Annotated in this window: 9 protein-coding genes; all 9 read left to right on the forward strand. The window is 68.1% G+C overall.

What is annotated here, in order from left to right; translation table 11 throughout:
• Positions 1 to 14: 14 nt before the first annotated feature.
• The 9 genes from CIK77_RS10975 (at position 15) to sucC (ending at position 15853) form a co-directional block, all read left to right on the forward strand.
• Complete coding sequence (locus CIK77_RS10975) at positions 15 to 3506, forward strand: family 43 glycosylhydrolase (protein ID WP_087054001.1); 3492 nt, start codon at positions 15 to 17, stop codon at positions 3504 to 3506.
• An 82-nt stretch (positions 3507 to 3588) separates the two neighbouring features.
• Positions 3589 to 6549: an immunoglobulin-like domain-containing protein gene (locus CIK77_RS10980; RefSeq protein ID WP_087054000.1), complete on the forward strand. Its 2961-nt coding sequence runs from the start codon at positions 3589 to 3591 to the stop codon at positions 6547 to 6549.
• Positions 6550 to 6721: 172 nt separating this feature from the next.
• On the forward strand, positions 6722 to 7744 hold the full coding sequence (locus CIK77_RS10985) for a LacI family DNA-binding transcriptional regulator (protein WP_087053999.1): 1023 nt from the start codon (positions 6722 to 6724) through the stop codon (positions 7742 to 7744).
• Positions 7741 to 9288 carry a sugar ABC transporter ATP-binding protein gene (locus tag CIK77_RS10990; RefSeq protein WP_087053998.1) on the forward strand — a complete coding sequence of 516 codons (1548 nt, stop codon included), beginning with the start codon at positions 7741 to 7743 and terminating at the stop codon, positions 9286 to 9288. Before CIK77_RS10985 ends, CIK77_RS10990 begins: the two co-directional genes overlap by 4 nt.
• A gap of 320 nt (positions 9289 to 9608) precedes the next feature.
• The gene (locus tag CIK77_RS10995; RefSeq protein ID WP_087053997.1) at positions 9609 to 10613 is read left to right on the forward strand and encodes an ABC transporter substrate-binding protein; all 1005 of its coding nucleotides are present in this window, start codon (positions 9609 to 9611) and stop codon (positions 10611 to 10613) included.
• Positions 10614 to 10715: 102 nt separating this feature from the next.
• Positions 10716 to 12281: a sugar ABC transporter ATP-binding protein gene (locus tag CIK77_RS11000; RefSeq protein ID WP_087053996.1), complete on the forward strand. Its 1566-nt coding sequence runs from the start codon at positions 10716 to 10718 to the stop codon at positions 12279 to 12281.
• The gene (locus CIK77_RS11005; protein WP_087053995.1) at positions 12278 to 13336 is read left to right on the forward strand and encodes an ABC transporter permease; all 1059 of its coding nucleotides are present in this window, start codon (positions 12278 to 12280) and stop codon (positions 13334 to 13336) included. Before CIK77_RS11000 ends, CIK77_RS11005 begins: the two co-directional genes overlap by 4 nt.
• Positions 13333 to 14379: an ABC transporter permease gene (locus CIK77_RS11010; RefSeq protein ID WP_087053994.1), complete on the forward strand. Its 1047-nt coding sequence runs from the start codon at positions 13333 to 13335 to the stop codon at positions 14377 to 14379. The genes CIK77_RS11005 and CIK77_RS11010 overlap by 4 nt, the downstream gene beginning before the upstream one ends.
• A 307-nt stretch (positions 14380 to 14686) precedes the next feature.
• Positions 14687 to 15853 carry an ADP-forming succinate--CoA ligase subunit beta gene (gene sucC, locus CIK77_RS11015; RefSeq protein WP_087053993.1) on the forward strand — a complete coding sequence of 389 codons (1167 nt, stop codon included), beginning with the start codon at positions 14687 to 14689 and terminating at the stop codon, positions 15851 to 15853.
• Positions 15854 to 15881: the final 28 nt, after the last annotated feature.

Raw genomic sequence — 15881 nt, forward strand, 5'->3', positions numbered from 1 at the left:
CGAAGGAGTGCGACATGACGAACAGACCTCCCCACAGTCACGGAGCGCAGGAACCGCGCCCCGTGCGACGAGCGGGCGCAGCGCGCAGACGCGTGGCGCTCGGCGCGAGCTGCGCCGTTGCGGCGGGACTGCTGCTGCCATTCGGCCAAGCGGCACAGGCCGCCGAGGGCGACGCCCCGCTCGTCGAGTACGAGTTCACCCAGACGACGGGCGCAACCGTGGCGGACTCCGGCGGCGGCGAGACCGCGACCGTGCAGAACGCAGACGATGCGCAGTGGACGGGCACATCGCTCGAGCTCACCGGCGGCGCCAAGGACGGTGCGGGCACCTGGGTGCGCCTGCCGGACGACGTGCTCGCCGAGGCGAACTCGGCGACCATCACCACCGAGGTGAAGATCGACGAGGCGATGAAGGACGCCTATAACTTCCTCTGGAACATCGGCGCGGAGGGCGACACCGAGCACTACTTCTTCGCATCGGTGCGGGACGCCCCGCGCGCCGCGATCACCACCGCCTCCAACGGCGGCGAGAGCAGTGCGCCGGCCGACGAGAACCTGCAGGCCGACCGCTGGTACTCGCTCACCACGGCACTCGACGGCGACGCGGGCACACTGTCGTTCTACGTCGACGGGGAGCTCGCCGGGCAGACCGCCACCGACCTGTCACCATCGTCGATCGAAGACCAGACGATGAACACGATCGGCCGCTCCCCGTGGCCCGACGCGCTGTTCGCCGGCGAGGTGTCGGCGTTCCGCGTCTACGACCGCGCCCTCAGTGCCGACGAGATCGCCGCGGCCAGCGCAGACGACGCCGCGTTCAACCACGACGAGATCCAGTCGCAGGCTCAGGGCCTGCTGGACGGCATCGGCGACCTGCCGGAGACCGTCGACGGCGACTACCTCGCACTGCCGACCGCCGACGGTGACGTGAGCTGGTCGAGCAGCGACGCGTCGGTGATCGCCGAAGACGGCAGCGTCACTCAGCCGGAGCAGGGCGCAGACCCGGTGTCGGTCACGCTCACCGCGGCCACGACCATCCGCGGCATCTCGGCCACCGCCGACTTCGAGGTGCAGGTGCTCCCATCGAGCGCCAGCACCGAGGAGCGCGCCGCGCTGGCGGCCCAGCAGTACGCTGTGCCGTCCGTCATCACCGACGGCGCAGCGCTTCCCGAGGCTCCCTCCGGCGTCACCGCGACGCCGATCGAGGCGACCGGAGCCGTTCTCTCCGACGGCGCGCTGAGCCTTGCCGGCGACGAAACAGCTGACGCGACGGTGACCGTTGAGATCGCCCGCGAGAGCGCTCCGGATGTCACGGTCACCAAGACCTTCTCCGTCGCGGTGCTGCCGCAGGACGAGGCGGCGCAGCTGGCCGCGTATCACCGCACGCCGACCAGCGAGCAGGAGGCGAACAACGCCGATGTCGCCTACAGCATGCATCTCGCGCTCCCCGCAACAGACGGTTGGGCGCCGCTGAACGAGAACTACGGCATCTTCTTCCCGAAGACCTCCGCGCCGATGCCCGCGGGCGGGCCGAGCTCCTCGCTCATCCGGAGCCTGAAGAACCCTGCCCTGTTCACCATGCCCGACGGCGGCTACGGCGTCGTCGCGACGCGGATCGCGCGCGGCGGCGGCCCTGACGGAACCCAGGCGGACTCGGTGCTGGTCGCCACCTCGGGCGACCTGCGCAGCTACGACGAGATCGGACTGCTGCAGCTCGATGAGGCGGGCGGCGTGAACCGCCCGACCGCGGTCTACGACTCGGCGGACGAGGTGTTCCGCGTCTCGTGGACGACCGATTCCGGTGCGCAGCGCCACCAGTCGTTCGGCGACCTCGTCGCCGCTGTGGATGAGGGCGCGCAGGGAGAATCGGCGAGCGGCCGGGTCACCGGCACGACCGTCGCGAGTGACACCGGCATCCGGAACTTCGCCTCCGGCGTCGAGCTGACCGTGCCGCAGCAGACGGCGGACGGCCTGCTGCAGCGTTTCGGCCGCATCGAGAACACGGGCCATGCCGCGTTCGACGACGTGTCGGTCGCAGCCGACGGCGAGCTGGCGCAGGGCGACCTGCCAGGCACGGTCGAGCTCGACTACTCCGACGGGTCGACGCGCGAACTGCCGCTGAACGAGTGGGACCTGAGCGGCGTCGACACCACCACGCCAGGCAGCTATGAGGCCACGGCGACGGTCAAGCGTGCCGACTATCCGACGCCGTTCGCCGACGAGCGTGCCGATCCCTCCGCGTACAAATACGACTTCAACGGGGAGATGCGGTACCTGATGGTCGCCACGAACGACCCGAACCTGGATGTCGTCCATCAGGGCGGCGCGGCGTTCCTGCCGATCCGTTCGGCGGACACGCTGGCGGGGCTGGCCGACGCGGCGGACCCGACCGAGGTGCACCTGCTCGACCGCGGCGACGTCGACGCGCACGGCGGCACCATGACGGGCTGCTTCTGGGCGCCGGAGCTGCACGAGATCGACGGCAGGCTGTCGATTCTGTTCATGCCCTGCTACAACTCCTCGCCCGACTACATGACCGGTCGTGCATCGATCATGCAGCTCGAGCAGGATGCGAACGGCGACGACCTCGACCCGATGGACCCGGACAACTGGTCGACGCCCGTGCACGTCACGCGCGCCGACGGCAGCGACCTGAACGCGGTCAGCGGCATCTCGCTGGACATGACGTTCTTCACGGATGCCGACGGCCAGGCGTACTACGCATGGCAGCAGGTGTGCGCCACCTGGATCGCAAAGGCCGACCCGGCCGACCCGACCCGCATCACCAGCGAGCCGGTGATGATCATCGAACCGGAGTACGCGTGGGACAACGTGTGCGCTGAGGGCCCGAACGTGCACACCCGCGACGGCAAGCTGCTGATGCTCTACTCCGGTTCCAGCGTCGGTGACACGTACACCACGGGTCTGGCAACGGCCGAGGCGAGCGGAACGGATCTGACCGATCCGGCGTCATGGCAGAAGATGAACTACCCGCTGCAGAAGTCGGGCATCTACGACGGTGAGTGGCAGCTCGGCACGGGCCACGGCATGTGGTCGGAGGACGAGGACGGCAACCTGATCTACGTCTTCCACGTCCGCACCGACAACAACGGGCTCACAGGTCGCGACATGTTCGTGCGCCGCGTGCACTTCGACGCGGAGGGCATGCCGGTGATGGACATGGAGCCGGATGAGGAAGTCGCAGACGAGACCGTGACGGTGACCGTCGAGGTGACGGCGGCAGCGCCGATCGCCGTCGAGACCGCGACGCGCTGCGTGGCGGGGAAGAACATCCTGGCCGCCACCGTCACCAACAACGGTGCGGACACGGCGGACCTGTCGGTGTCGACGCCGTTCGGCGAGCGCGCCGATGTGACCGTCGAAGCAGGGAAGAGCACGACGAAGGCGTTCTCGACGCGGCAGGCCGAGATCGACGCGGGCGAGGTCATCGTGACCGCCGGCGGCGACGAGTTCACGGCGCCGTACCAGGCAGCCAGCTGCCGATGACGCTGTGCGGGGTGCGGGCGGTGAGCCGCCCGCACCCCGCATCCACCACTGCTGGACCACCCACACGAGGGAGTGCAAGACCATGAGAACCCGACACCCCGCACACCGACGGCCGCGCAGGCAGCGGGCGCTCGGCGCCGTGCTGGCCTGCGCCGTGGCGGTGCCGCTCGGCGGACTCGGCACGTCCGTCGCGCAGGCCGCCGACGCACCGGAGCCGACCGCCCACTACGACATGTCGCACAGCGGCACATCGCTCATCGATGTGTCGGGCAACGGCCGCGACGCGACGCTCATCGGTGCGACGGATGCGAGCTTCGTCGACGCCGATGGCGACGACGTGCTCCGCTTCGCCGACGACGCCTACGCGTCGCTGCCGCAGGGGCTCGTCACAGGCGACGACAACGAGTTCACGGTGGAGTTCACCGTGTCCGCCGACGCCGCGCGCAACCACTTCGGCTGGGTGCTCGGCGACGGCGTCGGCGCCTGGAACACGACCGAGCTGGGCAACCACGTGTTCGTCAGCCCTGTCAGCGGTCAGGGCGGCTATGCCGGTGAGGTGCTCTCCGGCATCCGGGTCAAGGCAGGCGACGGCAACGGCGAAGTGCGACTGCCCGCCGGCGGCGGCATCGGCAGCGGCTTCGCCACGCTCACGATGGTGGGCTCGGGCGACGCGCTCACGCTCTACCTCGACGGCGAGGAGATCTCGAGCGCGACGCACGGGTATCAGATGAGCGACATCGTGCCATCCGGCGACGTGCTCGGCTACCTCGGACGATCGCTGTACTCGGGCGACCCGCTCCTGGAAGCGGATGTCACCGACGCGAAGTTCTGGGACTCCGCCCTCACCGTCGAACAGCTGCGGGCGGCGCAGCCGACCGCCGAGGAGAAGCAGAGCGCGAACGAGGGGCTGCTCAGCCTGGACATCGAGCGGGCGATGCTCGGCGAGAACACCGGCCTCGATCGGGTGACGAAGCCGCTCTCGCTGTCGGATGAGCTGAACGGCGTGAGCCTGGAGTGGTCCTCGTCCGACGAGCAGGTGATCGCGCTCGACGGCACGGTGTCGCGCTCCATCGACACAGACACCGCTGTGACGCTCACCGCGCAGACCGGCTCAGGTGCGACGCTGACCTTCGAGGTCACTGTGCTCGCCCCCTCGCTGTCGACCGATCTCGACGCGATCGAGCTGGCGGCCACCACGACGGAGCACCTCCCGCTCGTGGTGACCGGGCCGGCCGAGGGCACGGACATCGTGTGGGAGTCGTCGGATCCGGATGTCGTCACAGGCACCGACGTCGACTACGTCGCACCGGAGGTCGGTGTGCCCGATCCCTATGCAGGCGGCGGCATCGTGACGCGGCCGGAGTACGGTGCAGGCGACATCGACGTGACGCTCACGGCCACCGCGACGCTCGGCGGACAGACCGAGACCCGCGAGTACGCGGTGAAGGTCGCAGAGCACGGGCGCACCTCGCCGGATGCGGGCTACGCTGCGGCGTACTTCCGCTCGGACGGCGACGAGCGCATCTACAGCGCGGCGACCACCGAGAACGACTTCTTCACCTTCGACGAGGTGAATGGAGGTCAGCCCGTCGTCGACAACTCGGCCGACACCACAGGGCACCGCGACCCGTACATCCTGCGCTCGCACGACGGCGACAAGTACTACATGATCGCCACGGATCTCTGCATCGGCTGCGGCACCGGATGGGGCGAGGCGCAGAGCAACGGCAGCCTCAAGGTGAACTTCTGGGAGTCGACCGACCTGGTGAACTGGGAGCGCACCAACGGCGACGGCAACGGGGCGATCACGGTCAACCAGCCGAAGGCCGGCATGACGTGGGCGCCTGAGGCGTACTGGGACGACGAGCTGCAGTCGTACGTGGTGTTCTTCGCCTCGCGCCTGTACGACGATGTCGAGCACACCACGGGCGACCTGCATGCACGCATGTTCGCGGTCGTGACTCGTGATTTCGTGAACTTCTCGTCGCCGCCGGCGACCTGGCAGGACACGGGCCACTCGCGCATCGACTCGACGATCGAGAAGATCGGCGACTACTACTACCGGTTCTCGAAGAACGAGGACGGCGGAGCCGCCGACGGCCTGGAGCGGGGCAAGGACATCTTTCTCGAGCGCTCCAGCGTCCTCACCGCGCCGACGAGCGAGTCGGATTGGAACGCCGATCCCGACCAGACATGGCAGCTGCTGGACACCGCGATGACCACGCCGGTCACGGGCAACCACGGCGAGGGCCCGCAGATCACCAAGCTCAACGAGGGCGACCCGAACAACACGGCATCAGGCGACGGATACGTCTTCCTCGTCGACAACTACAGCGCAGGCGGCTACCGAGGCTTCGTGACGAGCGGAGAGGCGATCGCTTCGAGCACTCAGAACGATCGGCTCTCGCAGCGCGACGGATGGGAGCCGCGCACCGACGGCCTTCCGGACAGCCCGCGGCACGGCTCGTTCGTGAGCGCTCCGCAGCAGCTGCTCGACGCGATGCACGGCTGGAGCGACGTCGAGGCAGTGACCTCCGAGACGACGCTGGCCGCCGACGGCCGCACCGTCACGGCCCGCGTCAGCGCAGGCGACGACGGCGATGTCGCAGGCGCGGTGACCTTCTCCGGCTCCGGATGGACCGAGACCGTCGCGCTGACGGATGCCGAGGCCTCGATCGAGGTTCCGGATGGCGTCGCACAGGTGAGTGCGAGCTATGACGGGTACCGGGACGCACTGGTGGCGACCTCGGAGGCCGAGCCGGTCGCGATCGGCGACGTCTCCGCACTGGAGGCGACGGCCGCGACGCGCTGCGTGGTCGGCAAGAACGTGCTGGCCGTGACGGTGACCAACTCCGGTGAGGACGCCGTCGCGGCGACGATCTCGACGCCGTTCGGCGAGCGAGCGGATGTCGCCGTCGGCGCGGGCAAGAGCGTGACGAAGGCGTTCTCGACCAGGCAGGCGGAGATCGGCGCGGGCGAGGCGACCGTGACGGCGGGCAGCGCCGAAGCAGTCGCGCCGTACTCGGCCTCCGCCTGCGGCTGACCGGGCGCATTCGGCAACAGAATGCGCGTTCGCCAACACGATCTCGCCGGATCCGTGTTGGCGAACGCGCGATCTGCTGTTCTGGGCGCGCGGCGCCGACATCTCAGCCCCCGAGCCGATAGTCGCTAATCTGGGACGACCGTGCGATGGGCACGCGTCAGAGAGGATCCACGTGGCAGGCACGAGCGCCGAGAAACCGAACATTCGGCAGGTCGCGCAGCTCGCCGGCGTCTCTCACATGACCGTCTCGCGGGTGATGAACGACTACCCGCACATCAAGGAGGCGACCCGCAAGCGCGTCCTCGACGTGATCGAGGAGCTCGGCTACCGGCCGAACCAGGCCGCCCGCGCGCTCGCGACGCAGCGCAACCGCCGCATCGGCGTGCTCGTCGAGAGCGCCGTCTCGTTCGGGCCGATGAGCACGCTGCGCTCCGTGGAGTTCGCCGCGCGCACGGCCGGCTACGCGGTCAATTCGATCGGGCTGCACGACGGCGACGAGGTCACCCCGCAGGAGGCGATCGAGCACCTCACCGCGCAGGGCATCGACGCGCTGTGCGTGGTCGCCCCCCGCTCGTCGTCGCTGGCGACCATCCGGAAGATCCCGATCGGCGTTCCCGTGCTCGTGGTCAAACCCGACAAGGACCCGGCGTTCCTCACGATCTCCGTCGATCAGCAGCAGGGCACCGTTCTCGCCGTGGACCACCTCGTCTCGCTCGGCCACCGCGACATCCTGCATCTGGCAGGTCCCCTCGACTGGCTCGACGCGCGAGCGCGCGAGCGCGCCTTCCACGCGCGCGCCAAGGAATGGGGCATCAGGCAGCGTCCGATCGTGGTCGGCGACTGGTCGGCCGACTTCGCCTACGACTACGCGAAGGGGCTGCGCGAGCTGCCCGAATTCACCGCGGTCTTCGCTGCGAACGACGACATGGCCGTCGGCCTCGTGCACGGGCTGCACGATCGGGGCTTCTCGGTGCCTGGCGACATCAGCGTGATCGGCTTCGACGACATCAGCCTCGCCGCGCACGTGCTGCCGCCGCTGACGACGGTGCACCAGAACTTCCACAGTCTCGGCGTCTCCGCCGTCGACATGCTGCGTGCCGCGATCGAGGAGCGCGAGATCCCGCACGTGACGCGCATTCCCGCCGATCTGGTCGTCCGCTCGTCGACGGCGGCGCCGCGGGAGGAACGGCGATGACCGAGCAGCGACCTCTCGTCGAGATGTCGGCGATCACGGTCGAGTTCGCGGGGAACCGCGTGCTCGACGGCGTCGACCTCACGCTTCGCGGCGGTGAGGTGCACGCCGTGATGGGCGAGAACGGGGCGGGCAAGTCGACTCTCATCGGCGCGCTGACCGGCACCCATCCGATGCGATCCGGGCGAGTGCTCATCGCCGGAGAGCCGTGGACGCCGACAGGCGTTGCGCACAGTCGCGCCTCCGGCATCGCCACGGTGTTCCAGGAATCGCACCTGATTCCCCACCTCACCGTCACCGAGAACATCATGCTCGGCAACGAGGAGCGGAGTCTGCTCGGCCTGAGCTGGCGGCGCAATCGCGAACGCGCGCTCGACGTGCTCGCCAAGCTCGGGCTCGACGACGTCGACCCCGCCACGCGGCTCTCGCACCTCTCGCCCGCCGTGAAGCAGCTGATCGCGGTGGCCAGGGCGCTGGTGCTCGAACCGCGCGTGCTGATTCTCGATGAGCCGACCTCGAGTCTGGACGGAGCGGAGGCGGGGCGACTGCTCGGCGTCGTACGGCGGCTGCGCGACCGCGGCGTGGCGATCCTGTTCGTCTCGCATTTCCTCGAGCACGTGCTCGCCGTCAGCGACCGGATGACCGTGCTGCGCGAGGGCCGCGTCGTCGCGGAGTACCGCACGGACGACGTCGACCGCGCCGACCTCGTCTCGAAGATGATCGGCGGCGACGTCGAGGAACTGCGCGCACTGCGTTCTCAGCGTGCCGCCCACCACTACGACAGCGGGGCACGGGCGCGGCTGCGTGCGGCATCGCTCGGGCGTCGCGGCATGATGGAGCACACGGATCTGGAGGTCTCACCCGGCGAGATCGTCGGCTTCGCGGGGCTGCGCGGCTCGGGCCGCACGGAGCTGGCCAGTCTGCTCAGCGGTGTCGAGCGCGCGGACAGCGGTGAGATCTGGCTCGACGGGAAGCGCATCGACCTGCGCACACCAGGGACGGGTCTGCACCGCGGCATCGCGATGTCGAGTGAGGATGTGCGAAGCGACGGACTGATCGGCGCTCTCACCGGCAGGGAGAACATGATGCTCGCGCTGCAGGCCACGCGCGGCTGGACGCATCCGATCTCGTCGGGAGAGCAGCACGACATCGTCGAGACCTGGGGCGAAGCGCTCCGTCTGCCGATGAACGACCTCGATCGTCCCGTGGAACAGCTCTCCGGCGGCACGCAGCAGAAGATCATGCTCGCGCGCCTGTTGGCGATCAGGCCGCACGTTCTCATCCTCGACGAGCCGACCCGCGGCATCGACATCGCTGCGAAGCTGGACATCCAGAAGCGGGTGACGCGCCTGGCGGGGGAGGGCGTCGCTGTCGTGTTCATCTCGTCGCAGCTCGAGGAGGTCGTGCGCCTGAGCGACCGGATCGTGGTGCTGAAGGACCGAGAGAAGATCGGAGAGCTGAGCAACGGGCCGGGCGTCACAGTCGACACCATCGTCGAGATGATCGCCGCCGACCTCGCAGAAGAGGGGTTCTCCTCAGCCCCCTGATCGCCGTGACCTGGGCGTGTCTCATGACTAATCGCCTACTGCGCAGGTCGCGTGCACGCGCCTCGTCTTCGTTGTCGTCGGTCGACGATGCGAAGCATCGACTCCCTCGTCCGCCTCGCGAGGCACGTACCCGCGACCTTGCTCGCTACGGCTTAAGTCACAAGACACGCCCAATCGTGTCGAACACGTGTTGCCGGAACAAATTGTTCCCGGTAACATAAACGGAACGACGCGCCAGCGTCACTGCAATCAGCAATGGATCCGAAGTCGGACCCACCCATCACCGGATGCCCGATTCCGGTGTCTCAAGGAGGAGAACCATGTCTGCACGCACGCACATCATCCGCACGGCCGGTCTGGCCGCAGTCGGCGTACTCTCGATCGGTCTCGTGGCCTGCTCCGGCGGCGACGACGGCGCGGGCGCATCAGGCGACGGCGAGGGCGGGACCGCAACGATCGGCTTCGTCGCGGTCGGCCCCGAGGGCGCGTGGCGCGAGGCGAACGAGAACAACATCCAGGAGACGTTCACCGAGGACGCAGGGTACGAGCTGAAGTTCGCACCGGCGACCAACAACGACCAGAAGTCGCAGATCGACAGCTTCACGACCTTCGTCGATGAGGGCGTCGACCTGATCCTGCTCTCGGCCACGGAGGCGACAGGCTGGGAGGACTCGCTCGAGTACGCCCAGGAGGCGGAGATCCCTGTCGTGCTGCTCGACCGCGGCATCGAACCAGACAACACCGACCTGTACGTCACGCGCATCGCGCCGAACAACGTCGAGGTCTCCTCGGCCGTCGCCGAGTGGGCAGCGGGCGAGTTCCCCGACGGCGCCAACTACTTCACGCTCGAGGGCCCCGCGGGCGTCTCGGTCGTGAACGAGCGCAACGAGGGCTTCGACGCCGTGATCGGCGACAACTCCGACTTCACCAAGATCGGCGCTCAGACGGCGAACTGGACGACCGACGAGGGCCGCAGCGTCGTCGAGACTGTGCTGAAGTCGAACGACAACGACGTGCAGTTCATCTTCGCGCAGAACGACGAGATGGGCATCGGCGCCGCGCAGGCGGTCACCGAGGCCGGCCTGACCCCGGGCGAGGACGTCAAGATCGCGACGATCGACGCGACGGAGAACGGCATGAAGGCGCTCGCCGCCGGTGAGCTGTCGTTCGTGGCCGAGTACAACCCGCTGTTCGGCGAGATCGCCCTCGACGTGGTCGAGAAGACGCTCGCGGGCGAAGAGGTCGAGCCGAGCATCGTCGTCGAGTCCGCGACGTTCGACTCGGCGGAGGCAGCCGAGGAAGCGCTGCCCGACCGCAAGTTCTGATCCGGGAGCTCCTCTCCCGACCGGGTGCGGGGGTCGTGCGCGACCCCCGCACCCGGCAAGCTTTCGCGGCACAGCCGCGGTGACCAGATGTGGAGACACAGGATGTCGGAAGCACGTCCGATCGTCGAGATGAAGGGCATCTCCATCTCGTTCCCCGGGGTGAAGGCCCTCGACGAGGTGAGCCTGCGACTGCACCCGGGCGAGGTGCACACGCTGATGGGCGAGAACGGCGCTGGCAAGTCCACGATGATCAAGGCGCTCACCGGCGTCTACAAGATCGACGAGGGCGAGATCCGGGTCGCGGGTGAGGCCCGTCGGTTCAGCGGCACGGCCGACGCGCAGAGCGCGGGGGTCGCGACGGTGTACCAGGAGGTCAACCTCTGCACGAACCTCTCCATCGGCGAGAACGTGATGCTGGGAAACGAGGTGCGCGGCGCGTTCGGCGTGAACTGGCGTGCCACCCACCGTGCGGCGCACGAGGTGCTCGCACGGCTGGGTCTCGGGCACCTCAACACCAAGCAGTCGCTGTCGACCCTGCCGCTGGCCATCCAACAGCTGGTGGCGATCAGCCGCTCCATGGTCGAGGAGTGCAAGGTGCTCATCCTCGATGAGCCGACATCCAGTCTCGACGCGGCCGAGGTCGAGCAGCTGTTCGCCATCATCCGGCAGCTGCGCGACCAGGGCGTCGCCATCCTGTTCGTCTCCCACTTCCTCGACCAGGTCTACGCGATCAGCGACCGGATGACCGTGCTGCGCAACGGGCAGTTCATCGGCGAGCACCTCACGAGCGAGTTCCCGCGCGCCGAACTGATCGCCGAGATGATCGGCAAGGACGTCGCCGCGCTGAATGCGAGCGAGGCCGGCGAGCTGCGCGCACCGCGCACAGGCACCGTGCCGGTCTACGAGGCGACATCGCTCAGCCGCAAGGGCGCGCTCGAGGAGCTCGACATCGAGCTGCGCCGTGGCGAGGTCGTGGGGCTGGCCGGCCTGCTCGGCTCCGGTCGCACGGAGCTGGCCAGGCTCATCTACGGTGCAGACAGGAACGACACCGGAACGATCAGCCTGCACGGCGCCAAGACCGAGATCAAGAACCCCGCGAAGGCGCTGGCCAAGCGCATCGCGTTCGCGAGCGAGAATCGACGCGACGAGGGCATCATCCGCGACCTCAGCGTGCGCGAGAACATGATTCTCGCAGTGCAGGCCAAGCGCGGCTGGGCCAGACCGCTGTCCAGGCGCGAGCAGAACGAGATCGTCGAGAAGTACATCTCTGCGCTCGGCGTGCGGCCGACGGACCCCGAACGGCCCATCCGGCTGCTGTCAGGCGGAAACCAGCAGAAGGTGCTGCTCGGCCGCTGGCTCGCGACGGAGCCCGAGGTCCTGATCCTCGACGAGCCGACGCGCGGCATCGACATCGGTGCGAAGGCCGAGATCATGGACTACGTCTCAGGGCTCGCCGACGAGGGGCTCTCCGTCGTGTTCATCTCATCCGAGCTCGAAGAGGTCGTGCGACAGAGCGACCGTATCGTCGTGCTCAAGGACCACCGTAAGATTGCCGAGCTCGACGGCGGACCTGGCATGTCCACCGAGAACATCGTCACGATCATCGCCGAGGAGCATTCGGCGGATGAGAACGCGGGCGCAGGCGCTCGCGAGGAGGTTGCATCATGAGCGAGAACGCTCGTGGGCCGCTCGAGGCTCTCAAGCAGGTCCTGAAGCGGCCGTACGTCTGGGGCATCGTCGCCATCGTGCTCCTGCTGCTGATCAACGTGGTCAACGACCCGACGTATCTGGCGGTCTCGGTGAGCGGGAACGGCCACCTGGTCGGGAACCTCATCGACATCCTGCGCTCCGCGGCGCCCGTGATGATGATCGCGGTCGGGATGTGCCTCGTGGTCGCGACGAAGGGCATCGACCTCTCCGTCGGCTCCGTGATGGCGGTCGCCGGAGCGGTGGCGATGGAGTTCCTCAGCTCCGCGCCGAACACGGCAGGATCGGCGTTCCTCGCACTGGGACTGGCGATCGTGGTCGCAGGTCTGCTCGGCGCGGTGAACGGGTTCCTCGTCTCGGTGGTCGGTCTGCAGCCGTTCATCAGCACACTGGTGATGATGCTCGCCGGTCGCGGACTGGCGAAGGTGATCACCGGCGGCCAGAACACGACGGCGAACAACGACATGTTCCGCTGGTTCGCGAACGGCTACGTGCTGGGCCTTCCCGTCGTGTTCCTGCTCGCGCTGCTGATCGTCATCGCCGTCGGCCTCGTCGTTCGCCGCACTGCGCTCGGGCTGATGATCGAGGCGATCGGCATGGACGCCAAGGCCGCACGCCTCGCCGGCATCAACCGTCGCGCGCTGCTGCTGACGGTGTACATCGCCGGCGGCGCGCTCGCAGGATTCGCCGGAATCTTCGCCACCGCGACGGTGATGACGGTCGACGTCTCACGCACCGGCTACCTGCTCGAGCTCGACGCGATCCTCGCGGTCGTCATCGGCGGCACCTCGCTCGCCGGCGGCAAGTTCAACATCACGGGCGCGACGATCGGGGCCCTCCTGATCGCCACGCTCGACAAGACGGTCGTCTTCCTCGGCGTCTCCTCGTCGGCATCGCCCGCCTTCAAAGCCATCGTCATCGTCGCGCTCGTGCTGCTGCAGTCGGAGCGGGTGCGCAAGATGTTCCGTCAGCGCCGGGCGGCTCGCCCGGCCAAGCGAGAGGCAGTCGCAGCATGAGTGCTCTCCTGACCACCCCGACGCCGACGCCTGCGGCGAAGCCCACGGGCATCCGGGGCCTGATGCAGCGGTTGTCGCACCACGTCGAGGCGCTGCCGACAGCGGCGGCCGTCGTGATCTTCATCGGCATGCTGGTGTACGGCGAGATCGCCTACGGGAGCATTCTGCAGGCGGGCACGCTGTCGAACCTGCTGATCAACAACTCCCACCTGATCGTGCTCGCCGTCGGGCTGACCTTCGTGATCATCACGGGAGGCATCGATCTCTCGGTGGGTGCCGTGGTCGCCTTCAGCAGCGTCTCGGGCGTGATGCTGATGAACGCCGGCTGGAACCCGTGGATCGCGATGATCCTGATGGTGCTGATCGGCACGGGATTCGGCCTGATCTCGGGCGTTCTGATCCAGTTCTTCAACGTGCAGCCGTTCATCGCGACCTTGGCGATGATGTTCCTCGGGCGCGGCCTCGCGTCGATTCTGAGCACGGAGCCGGTGCGTCTCGGCGACGACTCGGCGGCCCGGCTGCTGTCGGAGAAGATCAAGATCATCGACGGCCCGAAGGTGAACGACCTCGTCATCACGCCGAGCGTGATCGTCGCGGCGCTGGTGGTCGTGATCGCGTTCTTCATCCTGCACCGCACGCGCACCGGTCGCACGGTGTACGCGATCGGCGGCTCCGAGAACTCGGCCCAGCTGATGGGTCTGCCCGTCACGATGACGAAGCTCTGGGTGTACGTGATCAGCGGCTCGCTCGCCGGTCTCGCCGCTGTGCTCTACACGGCGCGCCTCGGCAGCGCTCAGAACATCACGGGGCTCGGTTGGGAGCTCGACGCGATCGCCGCTGCCGTCATCGGAGGCACTCTGCTCACGGGAGGTGCGGGCTTCGTGCTCGGCTCGGTGATCGGCGCTCTCGTGCTCGGACTGATGAACGTGCTGATCACCCGTGACGGCGGCATCCCGCCTGCGGCCACCACGATCATCACCGGCGGCATCCTGCTGGTGTTCGTGCTGCTGCAGCGCGCCGTGCTCGCCCGACAACGGGAATAGCCCGCAGCTGCTCATCCGAAGCGCGTCGACTCCTCGTGAGTCGGCGCGCTTCGTCGTGCCCGCCGCGGCCGGTTCCGGTGTGCGTAATTGCGCCACAACCCGGCCGTTGCCGCACTCTCGCACACCGGAGCGAGCCCGCGTGCGGCGGAAGCACAGTTCGGCACACCGGAGGCGCCCCCGATGCGCACGAGCATCCGATTCGGGAGTGTCGCGGCCCGGTAGTACGCTGGCACCGGTCGAGTTTTCTCGACGTCGAGACGTTTTCCACGCCTCTGCAAACCCGTTCGCCCACCTAAGGAAAAGCAACGTGGATCTCTACGAGTACCAGGCTCGGGACCTTTTCGAGAAGTACGAGGTGCCGGTGCTCGCCGGCATCGTCGCCGACACCGCCGAGGAGGTGAAGGCAGCAGCCGAGAAGATCGGCGGCGTCGTGGTCGTCAAGGCTCAGGTCAAGGTCGGCGGTCGCGGCAAGGCCGGCGGTGTCAAGGTCGCCAAGACTCCGGATGAGGCATACGAGGCAGCCAAGGCGATCCTCGGCCTCGACATCAAGGGCCACATCGTCACGCGCGTCATGGTCGCTCAGGGCGCAGACATCGCCGAGGAGTTCTACTTCTCGGTTCTGCTCGATCGTGCGAACCGCTCGTACCTCGCGATGGCGAGCGTCGAAGGCGGCGTGGAGATCGAGCAGCTCGCGGTCGAGAAGCCCGAGGCGCTCGCGCGCATCGAGGTCGACCCGCTGGTCGGCATCAACAGGACCAAGGCGATCGAGATCGCGAAGGCCGCGAACTTCCCCGACGAGCTCATCTCGAAGGTCGCCGATGCCTTCGTCAAGCTCTACGACGTCTACAAGCACGAAGACGCGACCCTCGTCGAGGTGAACCCGCTCGTGCGCACAGGCGACGGCGACATCATCGCCCTCGACGGCAAGGTGTCGCTCGACGAGAACGGCAGCGAAGTGCGCCACCCCGAGCACGAGGAACTCGAGGACAAGGGTGCAGCCGACCCGCTCGAGGCCAAGGCCAAGGAGGCCGGTCTCAACTACGTCAAGCTCGACGGCCAGGTCGGCATCATCGGCAACGGCGCGGGTCTTGTCATGTCGACCCTCGACGTCACGGCGTATGCCGGCGAGAACCACGGCGGCGTGAAGCCGGCGAACTTCCTCGACATCGGCGGCGGCGCGAACGCGCAGGTCATGGCCAGCGGGCTCGACGTCATCCTCGGTGACGAACAGGTCAAGAGCGTGTTCGTGAACGTGTTCGGCGGCATCACCAGCTGCGTCGCCGTCGCCGACGGCATCGTGAAGGCCCTCGAGATCCTCGGCGACACGGCGACCAAGCCGATCGTCGTGCGCCTCGACGGCAACCAGGTCGAGGAAGGGCGCGCGATCCTCGCTGAGGCCGCCCACCCGCTCGTCACCCTTGCGGCCGGCATGGACGAGGGCGCCGACAAGGCCGCCGAGCTCGCGAACGCCTGAGACGAAGAGACGGAACAGGGACAAAGAA

This window comes from Microbacterium sp. JB110 (genome assembly GCF_003335195.1).
In the GTDB taxonomy this organism is placed as follows: Bacteria; Actinomycetota; Actinomycetes; order Actinomycetales; family Microbacteriaceae; genus Microbacterium.